At 54.9% G+C, this 16,443-nt stretch carries 17 protein-coding genes; 12 read left to right on the top strand and 5 right to left on the bottom strand.

Annotated features, from left to right (window positions below):
- Positions 1-51: 51 nt before the first annotated feature.
- On the top strand, positions 52-393 hold the full coding sequence (locus B9Z48_RS03785) for an antitoxin (protein WP_089954785.1): 342 nt from the start codon (positions 52-54) through the stop codon (positions 391-393).
- Positions 390-797 (top strand): type II toxin-antitoxin system VapC family toxin, encoded by a 408-nt coding sequence (locus tag B9Z48_RS03780; protein ID WP_108377212.1) that lies wholly within the window; start codon positions 390-392, stop codon positions 795-797. Before B9Z48_RS03785 ends, B9Z48_RS03780 begins: the two co-directional genes overlap by 4 nt.
- Before the next feature lie 140 nt (positions 798-937).
- Here B9Z48_RS03780 and B9Z48_RS03775 read toward each other — a convergent pair whose 3' ends face one another.
- Positions 938-1,837: a nucleotidyl transferase AbiEii/AbiGii toxin family protein gene (locus B9Z48_RS03775; protein ID WP_233261015.1), complete on the bottom strand. Its 900-nt coding sequence runs from the start codon at positions 1,835-1,837 to the stop codon at positions 938-940.
- Between the two features lie 246 nt (positions 1,838-2,083).
- Here B9Z48_RS03775 and B9Z48_RS03770 point away from each other — a divergent pair, with 246 nt between their 5' ends.
- From B9Z48_RS03770 to B9Z48_RS21330, 7 genes are all read left to right on the top strand, one after another.
- Positions 2,084-2,425, top strand: a complete 342-nt coding sequence (locus B9Z48_RS03770; protein WP_108377210.1) for a hypothetical protein — start codon at positions 2,084-2,086, stop codon at positions 2,423-2,425.
- Positions 2,426-2,577: 152 nt separating this feature from the next.
- A complete protein-coding gene (locus B9Z48_RS03765; protein WP_108377209.1) occupies positions 2,578-3,858 on the top strand; it encodes a TolC family protein in 1,281 nt (426 codons plus the stop codon).
- Between the two features lie 32 nt (positions 3,859-3,890).
- The gene (locus tag B9Z48_RS03760) at positions 3,891-4,427 is read left to right on the top strand and encodes a hypothetical protein (RefSeq protein ID WP_233249808.1); all 537 of its coding nucleotides are present in this window, start codon (positions 3,891-3,893) and stop codon (positions 4,425-4,427) included.
- A gap of 11 nt (positions 4,428-4,438) precedes the next feature.
- Positions 4,439-5,569, top strand: a complete 1,131-nt coding sequence (locus B9Z48_RS03755; protein WP_108377208.1) for an efflux RND transporter periplasmic adaptor subunit — start codon at positions 4,439-4,441, stop codon at positions 5,567-5,569.
- A gap of 12 nt (positions 5,570-5,581) precedes the next feature.
- Positions 5,582-8,701, top strand: coding sequence for an efflux RND transporter permease subunit (locus tag B9Z48_RS03750; protein WP_108377207.1), 3,120 nt, complete (start codon positions 5,582-5,584; stop codon positions 8,699-8,701).
- 49 nt (positions 8,702-8,750) lie between these two features.
- Positions 8,751-9,125, top strand: coding sequence for a hypothetical protein (locus tag B9Z48_RS03745; protein WP_019425173.1), 375 nt, complete (start codon positions 8,751-8,753; stop codon positions 9,123-9,125).
- Positions 9,126-9,183: 58 nt separating this feature from the next.
- On the top strand, positions 9,184-9,711 hold the full coding sequence (locus tag B9Z48_RS21330; RefSeq protein WP_233261014.1) for a hypothetical protein: 528 nt from the start codon (positions 9,184-9,186) through the stop codon (positions 9,709-9,711).
- 243 nt (positions 9,712-9,954) lie between these two features.
- Here the strand turns inward: B9Z48_RS21330 and B9Z48_RS03735 are convergent, their stop codons facing one another.
- The 3 genes from B9Z48_RS03735 to B9Z48_RS03725 all read right to left on the bottom strand — a co-directional run bounded on the left by B9Z48_RS03735 (position 9,955) and on the right by B9Z48_RS03725 (position 12,035).
- Positions 9,955-10,293 carry a YnfA family protein gene (locus B9Z48_RS03735; RefSeq protein ID WP_108377206.1) on the bottom strand — a complete coding sequence of 113 codons (339 nt, stop codon included), beginning with the start codon at positions 10,291-10,293 and terminating at the stop codon, positions 9,955-9,957.
- Positions 10,290-11,333 carry a DMT family transporter gene (locus B9Z48_RS03730; RefSeq protein ID WP_108377205.1) on the bottom strand — a complete coding sequence of 348 codons (1,044 nt, stop codon included), beginning with the start codon at positions 11,331-11,333 and terminating at the stop codon, positions 10,290-10,292. Before B9Z48_RS03730 ends, B9Z48_RS03735 begins: the two co-directional genes overlap by 4 nt.
- A 69-nt stretch (positions 11,334-11,402) precedes the next feature.
- Positions 11,403-12,035, bottom strand: coding sequence for a cation transporter (locus B9Z48_RS03725; RefSeq protein WP_040505710.1), 633 nt, complete (start codon positions 12,033-12,035; stop codon positions 11,403-11,405).
- Positions 12,036-12,114: 79 nt separating this feature from the next.
- Here B9Z48_RS03725 and B9Z48_RS03720 point away from each other — a divergent pair, with 79 nt between their 5' ends.
- Positions 12,115-12,540 carry a Cd(II)/Pb(II)-responsive transcriptional regulator gene (locus B9Z48_RS03720; RefSeq protein ID WP_019425169.1) on the top strand — a complete coding sequence of 142 codons (426 nt, stop codon included), beginning with the start codon at positions 12,115-12,117 and terminating at the stop codon, positions 12,538-12,540.
- A gap of 636 nt (positions 12,541-13,176) precedes the next feature.
- On the opposite strand, the gene B9Z48_RS03715 is transcribed toward B9Z48_RS03720, so the two are convergent.
- Entirely contained in the window at positions 13,177-13,920 is a 744-nt protein-coding gene (locus tag B9Z48_RS03715) for a hypothetical protein (RefSeq protein WP_146186229.1), read from the bottom strand.
- A 571-nt stretch (positions 13,921-14,491) separates the two neighbouring features.
- On the opposite strand from B9Z48_RS03715, the gene istA reads away from it, so the two are divergent.
- Positions 14,492-16,030: an IS21 family transposase gene (gene istA / locus B9Z48_RS03705; RefSeq protein WP_108377203.1), complete on the top strand. Its 1,539-nt coding sequence runs from the start codon at positions 14,492-14,494 to the stop codon at positions 16,028-16,030.
- A complete protein-coding gene (locus B9Z48_RS03700; RefSeq protein WP_108377202.1) occupies positions 16,027-16,386 on the top strand; it encodes an ATP-binding protein in 360 nt (119 codons plus the stop codon). The genes istA and B9Z48_RS03700 overlap by 4 nt, the downstream gene beginning before the upstream one ends.
- The last annotated feature ends 57 nt before the right edge of the window (positions 16,387-16,443 follow it).

Genomic DNA, 16,443 nt, shown 5'->3' with positions numbered 1-16,443 from the left:
CTTGGTGATAAAGTAGGTACGTTTTCATAGATACATTCCAAGGAGGGTGCCATGCTCGCTACCGCCAAAGTTTTTACCAACGGCAACAGCCAGGCGATTCGCTTGCCCAAGGCATTTCGTGTGGATGTCGATGAAATGTGGATTGCCCGCAACGAGGTGACGGGAGAGATCACGCTCAAGCCCAAGGACGCGGAAACATTGCGTCAGCGTCGACTGGATGCGCTGATGGCTGCCATTGCGGACAACCCATTGCCCGACGACTTTTTGTCGGATGCCCTCCGGCAAAACAATCCACCCAAAAATCCGTTTGCGGACTGGGATACGCCAACAGCTCCCAAAGCCACAGCAAAAGCCTCTGCTAAACGCACAGTCAAAACCAAGGCCCGCAAGTGATCAAGTTCTTGGTGGACACCAACATCTTGGGCTACTTTGCACGCAACAATTCTGCCGCGCTGCAAACGCGCATGTTGGCGGCGCTCAAAAAGCAGGAGGTCGCCATCTCCGCCATCACCCGCGCCGAAACTCGGTTTGGGCAGGCACTGCTGCAAGCCGAAGACAAACGCCGCCGAACCATTGATTTGCTGCTCAATGAGTTGCCCGTTTTGCCATGGACGTTGGAGGCCGCAGACCGATATGGCGAAATTGCCGCCCACCTGCAGCAAACCGGGCAGCCCATTGGCGACATGGACACCCAAATCGCCGCGCACGCATTAGCGCTGGGCCTGCCCTTGGTAACCCACAACACACGGCACTTCAAGCGGGTGCCGGGCTTGAAGCTTGAAGACTGGATGGCATAAGCCCCGAATGCGCGACCAGCTGCAACAGCTTGCGTCTCAATGCAGAGGGTGACCATCCCGTGACGGTTTGTCACGGGTTGAAACTGATGGCCCTCTGACATTAGGCAAAGGGCTATCCACAATCGTGGATCGAGAAAAGGCTATTGCCGTTTGAATCGCTCATCAAGCGCTTCGCGTTGAAGCTGGAATTTCGCAGGGTTTTTTGACTTCAGATGGCTCAAATTCTGCAGTTTCCATTGGATCGCAGGCAATTCTTGCAAATGCTTGAACGGCAGGAGCGACCAGTCCGGGTTGCTTTCCAGTAGCGATAGAAGGAAATTTCTGTGGTTTTGCGTGAGCGCCCGTGGTAGTTCGGTCATCAATCGTTTTTGGGTTTGGAGCAGATCATCCAAGTGGATGGGTTCTGAAGTCATTCCCACAAACTCGTTCTTAAATGTCGCTTCCATCGGTTGCGGGTTGGTAAACAAGACCTCGTGCACGGGTCTGTTGTGCCCCGCCAGATAGGCCACAAAGCAGTCCAAAATTTCTTGCGTTAAGCCATGGCTTTCGTACATCTTGAGAACGTCAAAAAAATCACGTGGATGCTGTCTGTCCATCGCTGCGACCAGTTTGCTGCCATAGAGTTCAGAGGGGGAGAGCACGGGAACCTGGATATTTTTGGAGAACAGGGCTTGTGTTTTTTCTGACAGTGAACGTGTCTCTATCGGTAAAACGGTTCCCCGAAAAACAAAATTCACTTCAACCTTGACTTCAGCTTCTGCGCTGAAGATGTCAAGCTTCACTTCGTCACCCCCATGCACTTTCCTGGTTCGGGTTTCATAACCCATGACAGCAATCGCTGCATCAATGCGCTGGAGCTCTTGGGCGATTTCTTTCAGTGCGTTGTCTCTGTCGACTTGGTGGTTGATGAAGACGACGTCGATATCCACTGACAGTCGTGGCAAGTCCTGAACGAACAAGTTCAGTGCCGTTCCCCCCTTCATCGCAAATCGCGGGGTTTGGAAGACGGTGGGTCTGCGTATTCCAGTGATGTTGACCAATCAATCCAGCAACGTGACCAACTAGTCCAATCGTTGTAACCATCGACAGCTATCGGCCAAAAGCGGCCAGCCACAAATTATTGTTAATTTGCAAACAATGAAAAGTCGTATTGAATAAACGTAAATTGGAGCGCTTGCCAAAGCATCTGAATCCTTCTTTATTGACCTCAACCTCCACGGGGACAAATAAATGCCCGGTGACTTTGAAAAATTTGAGTCGCTATAATGTGGCCTATGAGACGGTACTTGGCGATTTTCTTGCTGGTGTTGTTGCCCTTGCAATACAGCTGGGCAGCAATGGCAAGCTATTGCGAGCACGAAACCAGTGTGACTGCCAAGCACCCTGGTCACCACACCCATGACCATGCGTCAATTGACCAGCAAGAGTCCAGCAAAAATGCCCCTCAATCGCCGGGCATGGACCATGACTGTGCCACTTGTCATATGGGTTGTGCCGCCGCCCTGGTCAGCGATCTGAGCAAGACCACATTAGCAGCCTCTGACGATCACCCGCTTCACCTTCAGGTCATTGCTTCTCATATGGCAAGTGAACGTCCTGAACGGCCTCAATGGCCCGTGCTTGCCTGATCGGCGAGCCTCGGGTTTCTTTACCTTTCCCTCTTTTCGAATCCCTTGTGTGCGGATGCACATGACGCTTTGCGCGTTGTGCGTCATCGCCTAGCGACGTGTTGTCGCTGCTCGCTGATCTCCTTGGATGTTTTCACCATTGGAGATGAGCTATGAGTTTGTACAAAAAAAGATCGGCACCGATTCGAATCGCGCTGTCGGTCATGACCCTGAGTGGCTTGGTGCTGACGGCCCAAGCACAAGGCACATCCGCCGCCGCGTTGAGTGGATCGGTGTCCTTGAAAGATGTTTTCGAAACGGCGTGGCAAAGGCAACCCGAGGCGCACGCGCTTCAATCGCGTCGCGATGCCGCCCAGGCCCAGGCCAAAGCCGCGTCGATGCTGTCCCCCGAGCCGCCCTCGCTGGAGATAAGTCAGCGATCAGACCGGATGACAGGCAACAGCGGTGCGCGGGAAGCTGAGGTGGGTATCGCCGTTCCCATCTGGCTACCCGGACAACGCACGGCCAGTACCGATCTGGCGCAAGCTGAAATCTCGTTGGTTGAGCGCAAGCTGCTCGCCTCACAACTGCGGCTCGCCTCTTCCGTCAGGGATGCTTGGTGGGGCTGGTTGCGAGCTCGCGTCGATGCTGAACTGGCGAGCGAACAACTGGCCAATGCACAACGCCTCGCCGCTGATGTTGCCAAACGGACCAACGCGGGTGATCTGGCAAAGTCCGACCAGCATCAAGCCGAAGGCGCTGTCGCTGCGGCCCAAGCGCATGCCGCCCAAGCTCAAGCTGCATCTGCCGCAGCCTTGGCACAAGTGATGGCGCTGACAGGCAGGACGGCTCCGGCAGACTTGAAAGTCAACGCGGCGGTGGAGCCAACGCCAGATTCGACCCCACATACGGGTGCGTCAGTGGGGCATCCCTTGTTGGCTGAACTGGAGGATCGCATCACGATGGCCGAGCGGACGGCTCAGCTGATCAGCGCCCAGAGGCGATCCAACCCGGAACTCACGGTGGCCACAGCGCGCGGCCGTGGGGCATTTGGAGAACGCTATGGCCAGACTGTGCTGATTGGCATTCGCGTGCCCTTGGGTGCTGGCCCTAGGCATGACGCTCGTCTTGCGACTGCACAAGCCGAAGCGATAGAAGTGCAGTCACAACTGGTCCTCGAGCAGGCGCGCATTCAAGCCGACAAACAAGGCGCTGCAGCTCGTCTGGAGGCCGCACGCACTCAACTTGATGCTGCGCAGCGACGAGCCCAGCTGGCCAACGAGTCCCGCAGCTTTTTTGACAAGTCGTTCAGGCTGGGCGAGTCGGATCTGCCCACCCGCTTGCGCATTGAAGCAGAGGCTGCAGAGGCCGCGAGACAAGCCGCTCGAAGCCGAATTGACCTGGCCTCCGCCATTTCGGCATTGCGGCAGTCCTTGGGCCTGCTGCCTCAGTGATGCTGACACCCCTCAAAAACTCAAGGAACACCATGAAGATCATTCATTCAACAGCCGCCACCTTTATGGCGCTGATATTCACATTACTCAGTCCTATGGCCATTGCCGGTGAGGGTCACGATCACGCGGAAGCTGCGCCAAAAACCCAGGGAACAGCACTGCCGCGTTTCGTCGCGGTTTCAGAGGATCTTGAAATGGTCGGCATTGTCAATGGCAAGCAGCTGACGATTTACCTGGACCGTTTTACAGACAACAGTCCGGTCAATGACGCCCAAATTGACATCGATATCCAAGGCGGCAAATACAAAGCCGAAAAACACGGCGTAGGTGAATACGAAGTCATCCTCAGGGACACGCTCAAACCTGGCGTCATTGCCATCACCGCAACCATTCAGGCCGGTGAACTGAACGACCTGCTGACTGGCGAACTCGATTTGCACGAGGACGAAGATGAACCTGTCAGTGGTTCTTCTTGGAAAGGCATCGCCCTGTGGATCGGCGGGGGGTTATTGGCCCTGATGGCATTAGGCGCGATCGTTCGCTTTCGTCAACAAGCTCGTACGGCCTAAGGAGCCTCAGCATGAAAACAATCAACACTTCAAAAAAACGCCACTGGATGGCACTGGCCACTGCTTTGACCCTTGCAGGTGCTGCACTGCCTACGTACGCGGGCGAAGGCCATGACCACGGCGCTGCGCCTGCGACGGCCAATGCCAATGGTCCACAGCGCATGGCCGATGGCAGCGTGTTTCTGCCCAAACCAGCCCAACGCCAACTGAATGTGCGCACGATGGTGGTGGAAACCGCTGAGCTGCCACGCGCCTTTGAACTCAATGGTCAGGTACTGATGGACCCCAACGCTGGGGGCAAAGTCCAGCCCATCAACGCCGGACGCATAGAACCCGGCCCTAATGGCCTGCCCAACGCAGGGCAAACCGTCAAGAAGGGACAGGTCTTGGCCTACGTCGTCCCTGCGTTCGCCCCCCTGGAGCGGGCCAGCCAGTTGACTCAATTGGCCGAATTTCGCGCTGCCAAAGCGCTTGCCGAAAAGCGTTTGGCACGTTTGCGCGAGTTGTCGGACACCGTACCGCGCAAGGAAGTGGAAGCCGCAGAGAGTGAGGTGCTCAGCCTGACCGATCGCATGTCGGCCGTCGGTGGCGGCCTCAGCAGCAAAGAAGCACTGGTCGCGCCTGTTTCTGGGGTGATTGCCTCGGCGCATGTCGTGGCAGGCCAAGTGGTGGACACGCGGGATTTGATTTTTGAAATTGTCGACCCGAAGCGGCTGCGCATTGAAGCCTTGGCTTTTGATGGCTCAGTGGCCAACAACATCGGCGGTGCCTCATTGGCTGTTGGCGACCAGCGCACGCCACTGGTTTTCATGGGTGCAGCGCGCAGTTTGCGCGAGCAAGCGCTGCCGCTGAACTTCCAAGTGCAAAGCCCGGAACTACTAGGTCTGGCCGTTGGACAGCCCGTCAAAGTCTATGTGCAGTCCAAGCAAAAGACACAGGGTATTGCGGTCCCCCAGTCGGCACTGATGAAAAACGCTGCCAATCAGAACGTGATGTGGGTCAAGTCTGCAGCTGAGCAGTTTGAACCCCGCACGGTGACGTTCGAGCCCCTGGATGGCGCGCGCGTCACGGTGATCTCGGGCTTGAAGTCTGGCGATCGTGTGGCGACCCAAGGTGCCACGCTCATCAACCAAGTCCGTTAAAGGGGTCACGATATGTTCAAGTGGCTTCTCGAAAATAGCCTGACCAACCGGCTTCTGGTGTTGATAGCGGGTGCCGTATTGATGGCTTACGGGGCATTCACATTGTCTCGAACGCCAGTCGATGTCTTTCCCGACCTCAACAAACCTACTGTGACGATCATGACCGAGGCGGGTGGCATGGCGCCCGAAGAGGTCGAGCAACTGATTACCTTTCCTCTGGAGACGGCCATGAATGGCTTGCCTGGGGTCGAATCGGTTCGTTCTACTTCCTCTGCTGGCCTGTCCTTTTTGTATGTCACCTTCAACTGGGACACAGAGATTTTTCGGGCACGCCAACTGGTGTCTGAACGTCTCTCGTCCATGGAAGAAGGTTTGGCTGCCGGGGTGATACCCCGCATGGGACCGATCAGCTCCATCATGGGTGAGATCATGCAGATCGCTATTCCTGTCGATCCGCAGAAAATCTCCCCTATGGCCGTGCGTGAGTACGCCGACTGGGTGCTCCGGCCTCGACTCCTGTCCATCCCCGGCGTCGCACAGATCATCCCCATTGGCGGCGAAGTGCGCCAGTTTCAGGTGCAGCCCAATACAGCGCGCATGTCGGACTTAGGTATCTCCTTGGACCAGTTGGAGTCAGCGTTGCGCGGGTTTTCGGCCAATACATCCGGTGGGTTTCTTGAACTCAACGGGCGCGAGTACTTAATCCGAAATTTGGGCCGCACGTCCCGTCTGGAGGACTTGCGCAATCTGGCCATCACCGCCAAGAACGGTCAGCCCATTTTGTTGCGGCAGATCGCTGAGGTCACTTTTGCCGCAGCCATCAAACGTGGGGATGCAGGCTTTGAGGGCAAGCCAGCCGTGATTCTCGGCGTTCAAAAGCAGCCCACTGCTGACACGACCCGTTTGACCCAGTCGATTGAAGAAGCGATTACGGATCTCAAGGCATCCCTTCCTGCGGGGATGGAGGCACCCCGTGTGACCTTCCGGCAGGCCAGCTTCATTGAGGCGTCGATCTCGACGCTGCAAGGCAAGTTGATCGGTGCGTCGCTGTTTGTGGCCGCGATCCTGTTCTTCTTCTTGGGCACAGTTCGTCCCACCATCATCGCGCTCACCGCCATCCCAGTGTCCATCTTCATCACGGCACTGGTGTTCAAGTATTTTGGCTTGTCGATCAACACCATGACGCTGGGGGGGCTGGCGATTGCCATTGGCGGACTGGTGGACGATGCCGTGGTGGATGTGGAAAACATCTTGCGGCGCATGAAAGAAGACCGTGCCAAGGACCCAAGCCAGCGCCTGTCGCTGCTCGCGCTCGTGGCCAAGGCGTCCATGGAAGTCCGCTCGGCGATCCTCTATGCGACGGTGATCATCGTGCTGGTCTTCCTGCCGCTTTTTGCTTTGCCGGGCCTGGAAGGCAAGTTGTTTGTGCCGCTGGGCATTGCCTTCATCATCTCGACACTGGCCTCTTTGTTGGTGTCGGTAACGATGACGCCGGTGCTGAGCTACTACCTCTTGCCGGGCATGAAAAACTTGGACCATGGCGACACCAAAGTGCTGGCATGGCTCAAGCAAGGCTACAAAGGCAGTTTGCAAAAAGTGCTGGACAAGCCACGCGTGGCGATAACCAGTGCATGTGTGGCGGTAGTGTTTGCAGCGGCGGCTGTTCCGTTTTTTCCGACCACCTTCTTGCCTCCTTTCAATGAAGGCACCTTGCTGGTGGGCATACGGCTGAACCCGGGCGTGACCTTGACCGAGTCCTCTGACCTGGCGCGCCAGGCCGAAGTGCTGGTCAAGCAGGTGCCCGAAGTGCTGCATGTGGGCAGACGCAGCGGACGTGCTGAATTGGATGAGCATGCCGAAGGCGTTCATGTCAGCGAATTGGACGTGGGCATCAAACCCTCAGGCGAGTTGACGCGCTCAATGGATGAGGTCCGTGCCGACATCCGTGCACGCTTGGTCAACCTGCCTGCTTCGATTGAGGTGGGGCAACCCATCTCACACCGCATCGACCACATGCTGTCTGGGGTGCGCTCCCAAATCGCCGTCAAGATTTTTGGCGAAGACCTGGACGTGCTGCGCGGGCAAGCCGATGCGCTGCGCTCACGGCTGTCAGGCATCGAGGGCATAGCCGACCTGCAAATCGAAAAACAAGTTCTTGCGCCCCAAATCAAGGTACGGTTGGACTATGCGGCAGCGGCGCAATACGGCCTGTCTGGCGCGCAAGTGCTTGCCACACTGCAGACCCTGGTGGAAGGTGAACGTGTCACGCAAATCATGGAGGGAGGTCGCCGCTTTGCGCTGGTTGTGCGTTTACCAGAATCCGCACGATCGCTGGAAGGCCTGGGCCAGGTGTTGATCGAAACACCCTCGGGCAGAATTCCGCTGTCCAAAATCGCAACGATTGAAGACGCCGATGGTCCCAACCAAATCAGTCGGGACAACGGCAAGCGGCGTATCGTGATTTCTGCCAACGCTTCGGGCCGCCCATTGTCAGAAGTCGTGGCCGACATACGCAAAGTGACGGCGGATTCTCGATTGCCAGAGGGCTACTTCATCACCCTTGGAGGACAGTTTCAGGCGCAAGAAGAAGCCTCGCGCCTGATCTCTTTGCTCTCGGTGGTCTCTGTGGTGTTGATGTTTGTGGTGCTTTACAGCCGCTACAAGTCCGCCGTTTTGTCGGCCTTGATCATGGTGAACATTCCCTTGGCGCTCGTGGGTGCCGTGTTGGGTCTTTGGCTGTCAGGTCAGCCCTTGTCGGTGGCCGCCCTGGTCGGCTTCATTACGCTGGCGGGCATTTCGGTGCGCAACGGCATTTTGAAGGTCAGTCATTACATCAACCTGATGCGCTTTGAGGGAGAGTCCTTCACCAAGCCCATGATCTTGCGCGGTTCGATGGAACGTTTGAGCCCGGTGTTGATGACGGCCTTGGTGACTGCCTTCGCATTGGCACCATTGCTCTTCGAGGCCGAACGCCCCGGCACCGAAATTTTGCACCCGGTCGCCGTGGTGATTTTCTCGGGCTTGATCAGCTCGACGCTGCTCGACACCTTTCTGACGCCTGCCATGTTTTGGCTCTTTGGCCGCAAACCTGCCGAGGCGCTTTTGCAAGACAAAGATGCTGAAGCATTCTGACCATTCATTCGTTTCTTCAACCTCAACCAAAACCTCAAAAGGACATCTCATGAAATTCCATACGCTCTTGATCACATCGTCACTTTTCCTCAGCGGACTCGCATGGGCAGGGCCACACGATACAGATCACAAACCAATGCAAGGGGGTGTTTTGACCACCGTCAAGGATGTTGACTACGAACTGGTCGCCAAACCTGATGTGCTGCAGTTGTTCGTGCGTGACCATGGCAAACCCGTTGACGTGAGTAAAACGACGGCAAAAGTCACACTGCTTTCTGGCGCTGACAAGCAAGAAGTTGAGTTGAAACCAACAGGCGACAAGCTTGAAGCCAAAGGTAGCTTCAAGGTAGCTCCTGGGACAAAGGTTGTTGCTCAATTCAGTTCAGCTGGGAAAACCACTTCTGCACGTTTTGTTCTGAAATGAGGCGTTTACAACTTACTTGTATTTGCCACAAATGGTGGATCAATTTTGGGAAAATATTATGAAAACTTGGATTACTAAAACAATCGTCGTCTCAGCTTGCGTACTTGGCATCGCAGGCTGCGCTTCACCGGTTGATCGAATCGCTGAGAAGCCGCATTGCCATACGGATCGAGGAAGAAATGCTTACTGCACCAAAGATCCTGCACCCAGCATTGCCAAAGATGATGAAGCAAAGTCGTTTGCCTCAGTGCCTGAAGCTCTGACGGTTTACGTCGTGCGTTATTGGGGCGACGGACATCATCCGTTGGACATTTCTGTGGATGGTGGCGCAGCGATGGAGACTGTTCCAAACTCCATGATACGCCTCCGATTAAAAGAGGGGACTCATCAAATCACTTTCAATGTTGGAGGTAAAACGTTTGAGCGAACAATTTCAGGTATGAAGGGAGAAGTTCAGTTACTAGGGATTACGGGTACCGATTGGATCTGGGGCAACTCTTCACATTGGTGGACAGATGACTCAGTTGATCAACTCAAACGGCGCGCACTGCGTTCCCGTTTGATCAAAGACATCACTTTGCTTTGATGCTCCGAGGCCATCCGCCATGACTGATTGTCATTGGCGGGATTGCTTCAACCTGTCTGGACAAGTACCATCTTTACTCCGCAAGACTTTGGATGGTCTTTGTAGCACTTGTTGCTCTGATGTTCTGGAAGCACCTGCCATGCCAAGCTGTCATTGGGAATGGTTCGTTTGGAGAGTTTTGAGCATGACTCTGAGAAGCGGGGGCAGCGCTTATCGCCTAGACACTCGAAAGCACATGCTGAGTCAAAGCGACACGTTGCGCGGTGCAAAATAAATCACAGCCACTCCGGCAAGCACGAGTGATGCGCCTACCAAGTCCCAGCGATCAGGCAACACGCCATCGACTAACCACAGCCACAAGACTGAAACAACGATGTATACCCCACCGTAGGCGGCATACACACGTCCAGCAGGATGTGGATGCAGCGTCAGCAGCCACGCGAACAGGCCCAAACTTGCTGCGGCAACAATCAACCACCATGGAGACGCACTTTTCTTGAGCCATAAGTACGGCAGGTAGCAACCAATAATCTCTGCGCAGGCGGTTAGCGCGTACAGGCCAAATGCTTGGATCGGTGTCATGAATGCGAATGTCGGTGGTGAATGTCCGGAAAATGTGAATGCTCGTGTTTGAGTTTTGCATGCTTGTGATCATGTGTGTGAGGCTCAACGCCATCCCATTCAAAGTCATGGACATGCTGGTGGTGCTCGTCATGTTCATGTTCGTGTTCATGCTGCAGCGTTTCGTGCAAATGTTCATGTGCATGGTGCTCGGTCAGATGAAGCCAAACACCAAGGCCCATCAGCGCCGCAGCAACCCAAAACGCCAAAGATGTGGTTTCCGGGAAGACCATCAAGGCCGTAGCCGCTCCTATAAATGGTGCCGTAGAAAAGTAGGCGCCGGTGCGGGCTGTTCCCAGACCCCGCAAGGCCAGTACAAACAGAACAAGACTGATGCCGTAGCCCAAAAGACCGACCGCCATCGTGGCCAACAGAGTGGCAAATCTGGGCAGCACGGCACCCATACCCATCGCAATCAACGTATTGACTGCGCCTGCCATGACGCCCTTGGTAGCAGCAATGAACAGGGCATCCGATGCTGACACCTTGCGGGTTAGGTTGTTGTCAATAGCCCAGCACAGGCATGCTAAACCCACCAAGGCGGGGCCCGTGATGCTGGGTTGGACAGCGGAGGCAGTCGGCCAGCTCAACGCAACACCACCGGCCACGATCGCTAGCATTCCCAATATGATGCGCTTATCAGCGTTTTCCTTGAAAACAACCCAGGCAATTACAGCAGTCAGAACCGCTTCGAGGTTCAGCAACAGCGATGCAGTGGAACCGCTTGTTGATAGCAATCCAAACATCAGCGCCACAGGGCCTAGCATCCCACCAAAAAAGATCGCCCCCAGAAGCCAGGGCCAGTCACCTTTGGGCAGGCCCGACGGCCTTACGCCGCGATCACGAATCACGCGTGCCAGACTTAGGCCAAGCCCGCTTCCCAAATAAAGCAACCCCGCCAAAAGAACTGGTGGTGTATCACCCGTCAATAGCTTAGCAAACGGGGTGCTAGCGCCAAACAGTGCCGCAGCACAAAGCGCGTAAAGGACGGCTCTATTCATACCGAGGTTGTCTGACACACAGCGGAAGGATTCAATCGGATTGGTTCAGTGGACGTGGCCATGGTAGTCTTACTTGGCACTATCTTCGCCCTGTTCCCCGCGCGCCAGCTGCAGCACGGTCCAGCCACCGTGCAAGGCGAGCGCCGCCATCAGGCTGGCCACCGCAAGATCAGGCCAGGCCGATCCAGTGCCGAACACGCCCAAGGCGGCGATGAACACGGCAAGGTTGCCGATGGCGTCGTTGCGAGAGCATAGCCACACGCTTCGCATGTTGGCATCGCCTTCTCGGAAGGCATAGAGCATCCATGCCACGGCCACGTTGGCCACCAGCGCCACGAGGGCTATTGAACCCATAGTGGTGGCCTGGGGCACGCCGCCATTCCACACCGACCACAGTGCTGCGCCCAGCACATACAGGCCAAAACCCATCATGCTCAAGGCTTTGAGCATGGCGGCGCGCGCTCGCCATGCCAGCGCCGAAGCCAGCACCGCGAGCGATACCGCGTAGTTCATCGCGTCGCCCGCAAAATCGACCGCGTCCGCCAGCAAAGAAAGTGACCCAGACTGAACGCCAGCCACGATCTCGACCAGGAACATCGCGGCATTGACCACGAGGGCGATCCAGAGGATCTTGCGGTAACGGACCAGGTTGACAATGGCATCAAGTTTGGGTGCGACGTGGTCACAGCAGTGGGTTGACATGGGTTTTCCTTTCAATACTTGCATTAGAAACCCTGGAGCCGCTACAGTGTCAAATACTTATTTAAAGCAGGATCATGTAATGCAGATAAAGGAACTTGCCCTCGCCACCGGCGTGGATGTCGAAACCATCCGTTACTACGAAAAACAGGGCTTGATGCCCGCGCCGGCTCGGCGCGAAAACGGCTACCGCGACTACGCGGTGGCTCACCTGGAGCGCCTGTCGTTCATCCGCCACTGCCGGGCTCTGGACATGCCGCTGGGCGATGTGAAGCGGCTACTTGGATTCGTTGATAAACCGGACAGAAACTGCGGCGATGTCGATCTTCTGGTGGACGACCAACTGGCCCGTGTGCGCGCCCGCCTAAAGAGCATGAGGGCACTGGAGAAGCAGCTGCTTCGGCTGCGGGCGCGATGCCTCGGTACCCACGAGGGGGCGCACTGCGGCATTCTTGAAGAGCTAGTGTCCGCCGCTCACGGGGAGTCTTGCGCATGCCATCCAGCTTAATGCTGGGACGCCCAGAAACTTAAATGAGCCAAATGGCAGTCAATCAGTTCGATTTAGCTGATTGGCTTCATAACGGTAATCAGTTCAATGCAGCCATTAACATTTTTCAGCCTACGTCAGCTTCTGGCCGGTAACAGGTAGCCTCCGCCGTAAACCGCTGTCTGCTAACGCTGCATTACCGCCGCCCAAAACAACACAGCGACCGTTCGCTTTGGGTCGGAAGCTGACTGACAAAATTTGTGTTGCGAAATAGGAATTTGACATTAAATGCGGGGGGGTACCGTCCAACCCATGGAAGAGTTAGTGTCAAAGCCATTGATCTCATTGACTGTCCACTGACAGTAATTTTGGAACCCACACACGCAGAAACACGTTTAAGAATGGCTGAGGCACAACGCGGCAAGCCAATCTGGGAGACGTGGGTTGACCGGGCTGGGCCTGTCAAGCTCTTGAAACGAGCCGACTATGGTCAGACTGCTGTTGGTTGGGGTGGGAGCAACGGCCCTTGAAGAAAGACGGCGGTAATGGGGGCCTCGCTGGTTGAAAACCAGGTTGACCAAGGTCGGTCCAGAGAAAAACCATTGACCAGATGCCCAAGTTTCAGATGTCGGTTTGATTTGATGTTCGACCAAGGGGTCATCGATTGATCTCACGGGAGAAGATGACCACTTCCATTCGCCATTCAGGGGATGGGTAGATCCAGTGTTTGCACTTGAGATCAATTTCATGAAATAGATCGAGTGCGATAGGCGCAATCTCTGGCAACACCTTCACCCAAGACTGGCAATGGTGGTAAGCGTTGAGGGCCAATTCTCGTAACTCTTGAGAGGAAATCAGTTCTGATTTCTTGACAAGCAAGATGAGCGCAACCAACGCTTCAAATGTCCCGATTTCTGCCAACCGATAGGCCGTTTCTTCATCAAATTTCTGGAAACGATCTGGTTGCGGGATGGCCTGAAGCATTGGAGGTGCTGAAACCATCAGGAGATCCGTGATTGCGGGGGCTAATGCTTTGAGATTATCGTCAATCCACCTCTGATTGAGCTGATCCCCACGCAACACAGCCCAAATTGGCGAATCAAAGTAGGACGCAGTACCGGGGTAGTTTTGATCGGCAATAACAACGGAATATGGCTTGCCGACCATTCTTTGCGGGACACGCAAACCCGTTTGATAGCCATCCCATTTACGCGGACGCACCACTCCCGCCTCTTTGTGTTTGACGATGGACGGCTCTATTGCCAACTCAATGGCATAGGCACTTGGCAAACCTGACCTGGCTTTGACGGCATAAAACCAAACCTTCGTGCGCAAGACATCAATCGGATTTCGCTTTGGGCGACCCGGCTTTGGCGGTTGCAAAAAGGTGGGCATGGTCATGGTGTACAGAAACTCCGATTATCCGTTCGGGTTCCACAATTGCTAACTTTCGGAAACACTGCGTGACAACCGTAGAGAGACCCGAACAAATGACCACGAGTTCATGCGAGCCAGGCACCTTGGCAGAAAAATTGAAAACAGAAATGGAGCAAACCCATGGCCCACTGCTGGGAGGCCTGCGGTTGGCCAACGCTCTGGGACACGCCAGTGTGGCGGGGCTAAGACAAGCCAGATACCGTGGTCAAGTCGCCGTAACGCTGTTCACGTTGCCACATCGACGAGGTTTTTATGCACTAACCAGAGATGTCGCCCACTGGCTTGCACAGGCACGAATCACGTCTAGCGCTGAATAAAACGAGGAGGGAAAAACCAGAACGACGCTAAATCTAGCCACCCAGAAACGCAAAAGCCCGAGGCGGACACCTCGGGCCTAGCGTCCGACCGAAGCCGAATCAAGTAGTACCTTGTGGGTTGGAGTATCGGTCGAGCATCCCCTCATGTCAAGTGGGCGGGAGTGGGTTAACTCACCCCGAGTGCATGCCTCCTGCACTCGTTTGACCAAAGGAGCGCCATGAGGCTACCCGTTCATTTGCAGCGTGACATTGCACGCCAGCACTTTTATGACCCGACGTTGGCTCACCGAGCAATTTCAAGAACAACAGGGACGCACCACGACACGATCCGAAAATTTCGACAGCAAGTGGATGCCTCTGGCTTGTGTTGGCAAGAGCTTTCGCCGTTAGATGATGATGCCTGGCGGGCAGCACTTGGAACCCAAGATAGATCTGTTGCGCAACTCAAGACGCATCCAGATTGTGAATGGATTCATAACGAGATGCGACGACCCGACGCGACTCTGGAGCGTCTTTGGCGAGAGTGGCGCGAGACCACCCCTGAAGGGGTCGGCTACTCACAATTTGCCATGCTCTATAGAGTTTGGACAAAAAATCAGCATGTGGTGATGCGACGCACGCACCGACCAGGTGAAAAGCTGTTTGTGGATTTTGCGGGCCGGACCGTTGAAATCCGAGATCAAAACGGTGGCCCATCGACCTTTGCTCAAATCTTTTTGGCTGTGCTTGGGTACTCAAACTACACGTACATCGAAGCCACGGCAAGTCAGACCACCAAAGACTGGCTGAAATGTCACGCCAATTGTTTCGAGGTTCTGGGTGGTGTGCCAGAGTGGGTCGTCAGCGACAACCTTAAAGCGGCCGTTTGGCGGCGTGAACGGGATCGAACGGTGATCAACCCCGCCTACAGAGATTGCCTGAGCCATTACGCCACGGCACCTTTACCGACGGGGGCACGAAAACCCAAACACAAAGCCAAGGCTGAAGTGGGAGTGCAGATCGCTCAACGATGGGCCTTGTTTTCACTTCGTGATCGCATTTTTTTCAGCCTTGCCGAGTTGAATGCAGAGCTCCGTATCAAGGCCGAAGAAATGAATCGCCATCCATTTAAACGGCTACCAGGCTGTCGATTGGATCGCTTTCTGGAAACAGAAAAAGCGAGCCTCAAGCCATTGCCTGGAACGGCATTTGAATTGAGTGATTGGCGATATAGCGTCAGGGTACAGGATGACTATCACGTCGAACATCAAAGACGCTTCTATTCAGTGCCTCATACGCTTGCACGAGAAGGCGTGGACCTCAGGTTTACCGCCACTGTGATTGAAATCTTCCACCGAGGTCGAAGGGTTGCCCTTCACCCTTTGATTGAGACACAAGGAGATGCCAGAACGATACCAGAGCATCAGCCCGTCATACACAACCGAGTGCTTGATGCCGAACCTCGGGCATTGTTGGCATGGGCGATGAATGTCGGCGGCAATGTGGAGTTGATGATTCGGCATCAACTTGAAAACCGAAGCGACATCACAAACGTCGTCAAAGCTGCACGACGAATGCGTGACCTCGCAAGGGACTACGGTGAGGTCCGATTTGAAGAGGTCTGTGCCTACGCGATGCCATTGAATATCACCTCACTTCGCAGCATCACATCCATCCTCAAAGAGGATGCAGACAAACGTTTTTCTATCACTCAAGCACCAAAAGTCAAAGTCATTGGTGAATTGCGTGGTCCTAGTTATTTTGGAGAATCAGCATGAGCAGCACGCAACAAACCATTACTCGCCTTCGAGAGCTCAAGCTCGTTCCAATGGCCGATGCTTACGACATGCAGCTTCAGCAACCCAAATTGCATGATGTCAGTTTTGATGATCGCTTTGCAATGCTTGTTGATCACGAGGCATCCGAGCGTGAGGCCCGAAAGTTGAAGCGTTTGATCCGAGGCGCAGGGATGCCTGAATTGGCTTCATTTGAGGATGTTGAATACAAGGTAAACCGTGGACTAGACAAGGCACAGTTGGCATCTTTGGCAAGCTGTGATTGGATTGTCACTTTTCGGCATAAAGGAGCCAGCTGTTTTCGGCATATAGGAGCCAGCTGCAAGCGCTCAAACTGACATCTTTCGGGTTTGGATTTTGCCCTTATTTGGCGTCTTTTTGTGGGTTTGAATTCT

Origin of the sequence: Limnohabitans sp. WS1 (assembly GCF_003063265.1) — a bacterium.
Lineage (GTDB): Bacteria > Pseudomonadota > Gammaproteobacteria > Burkholderiales > Burkholderiaceae_C > Limnohabitans_A.
Note: the sequence above shows the minus strand (reverse complement) of the source record. Positions and strands in the feature narration are given on the sequence as shown.

What these genes read in the sequence shown, in the direction of transcription:
- B9Z48_RS03785 (WP_089954785.1), top strand. Translation starts at nt 52, where the DNA reads ATGCTCGCTACCGCCAAAGTTTTTACCAACGGCAACAGCCAGGCGATT.
- B9Z48_RS03765 (WP_108377209.1), top strand. Translation starts at nt 2,578, where the DNA reads ATGAGTTTGTACAAAAAAAGATCGGCACCGATTCGAATCGCGCTGTCG.
- B9Z48_RS03750 (WP_108377207.1), top strand. Translation starts at nt 5,582, where the DNA reads ATGTTCAAGTGGCTTCTCGAAAATAGCCTGACCAACCGGCTTCTGGTG.
- B9Z48_RS03755 (WP_108377208.1), top strand. Translation starts at nt 4,439, where the DNA reads ATGAAAACAATCAACACTTCAAAAAAACGCCACTGGATGGCACTGGCC.
- B9Z48_RS03725 (WP_040505710.1), bottom strand. Translation starts at nt 12,035, where the DNA reads ATGTCAACCCACTGCTGTGACCACGTCGCACCCAAACTTGATGCCATT.
- B9Z48_RS03715 (WP_146186229.1), bottom strand. Translation starts at nt 13,920, where the DNA reads ATGACCATGCCCACCTTTTTGCAACCGCCAAAGCCGGGTCGCCCAAAG.
- B9Z48_RS03745 (WP_019425173.1), top strand. Translation starts at nt 8,751, where the DNA reads ATGAAATTCCATACGCTCTTGATCACATCGTCACTTTTCCTCAGCGGA.
- B9Z48_RS03760 (WP_233249808.1), top strand. Translation starts at nt 3,891, where the DNA reads ATGAAGATCATTCATTCAACAGCCGCCACCTTTATGGCGCTGATATTC.
- B9Z48_RS03720 (WP_019425169.1), top strand. Translation starts at nt 12,115, where the DNA reads ATGCAGATAAAGGAACTTGCCCTCGCCACCGGCGTGGATGTCGAAACC.
- B9Z48_RS03730 (WP_108377205.1), bottom strand. Translation starts at nt 11,333, where the DNA reads ATGAATAGAGCCGTCCTTTACGCGCTTTGTGCTGCGGCACTGTTTGGC.
- B9Z48_RS21330 (WP_233261014.1), top strand. Translation starts at nt 9,184, where the DNA reads ATGAAAACTTGGATTACTAAAACAATCGTCGTCTCAGCTTGCGTACTT.
- B9Z48_RS03700 (WP_108377202.1), top strand. Translation starts at nt 16,027, where the DNA reads ATGAGCAGCACGCAACAAACCATTACTCGCCTTCGAGAGCTCAAGCTC.
- B9Z48_RS03735 (WP_108377206.1), bottom strand. Translation starts at nt 10,293, where the DNA reads ATGACACCGATCCAAGCATTTGGCCTGTACGCGCTAACCGCCTGCGCA.
- istA (WP_108377203.1), top strand. Translation starts at nt 14,492, where the DNA reads ATGAGGCTACCCGTTCATTTGCAGCGTGACATTGCACGCCAGCACTTT.